This window comes from Acinetobacter sp. ESBL14 (assembly GCF_036668815.1).
GTDB lineage: Bacteria > Pseudomonadota > Gammaproteobacteria > Pseudomonadales > Moraxellaceae > Acinetobacter > Acinetobacter gyllenbergii.
The window spans coordinates 1-479 of the sequence record NZ_JAZEVS010000038.1; the positions used below are offsets into that span (position 1 = coordinate 1).

2 protein-coding genes are annotated in these 479 nt (G+C 69.9%); both read left to right on the forward strand.

Annotated elements, in window-relative coordinates:
- On the forward strand, window positions 1-184 hold a 184-nt coding region (locus V6E90_RS21505), incomplete at its 5' end, for a FliG C-terminal domain-containing protein (protein ID WP_332606408.1).
- On the forward strand, window positions 177-479 hold a 303-nt coding region (locus tag V6E90_RS21510), incomplete at its 3' end, for a hypothetical protein (RefSeq protein WP_332606409.1). The genes V6E90_RS21505 and V6E90_RS21510, both read left to right, overlap by 8 nt.

Consider the following 479-nt stretch of genomic DNA (forward strand, 5'->3'; position numbering starts at 1 on the left):
GTTCCTCGGCTGCATGTCGAGCCGCGCCGCCGATGGCATCCGCGACGAGATCGAAGCGCTGGGGCCGATGAAGATGGCCGATGTGCTCGACGCGCAGAAGGCGATGATCGCGATCGCGCGCGGCCTGGTGAAGGACGGCACGATCCAGATGCCGTCAAAGGGCGGGGACGACGACTATGTCTGATTTCTCGCCGGGATTCGCCGGGCGGATCAGCGCGGCCGGACATGTGCTGGCCCGCGCCTTTGGCGATGGTGCCGGCTTCGCGCCGTCGGATGTCGACCGGATCGGCCGCCGCGTGTTCGCGGAAGTGCCGGCCCAGCCGCGCCACTTCGCGCCGGCCAATCCGGAAGCCAATCCCACCGAGGGCTGGGATCCGTTCACTGCCGATGCCCAGCACCCCGCCGAGCATGGCGCGTTCATCGATCCGATCGCGGCCGCGCACGAGGCGGGCTTTGCCGAGGGGCATGCCGCCGCGCTC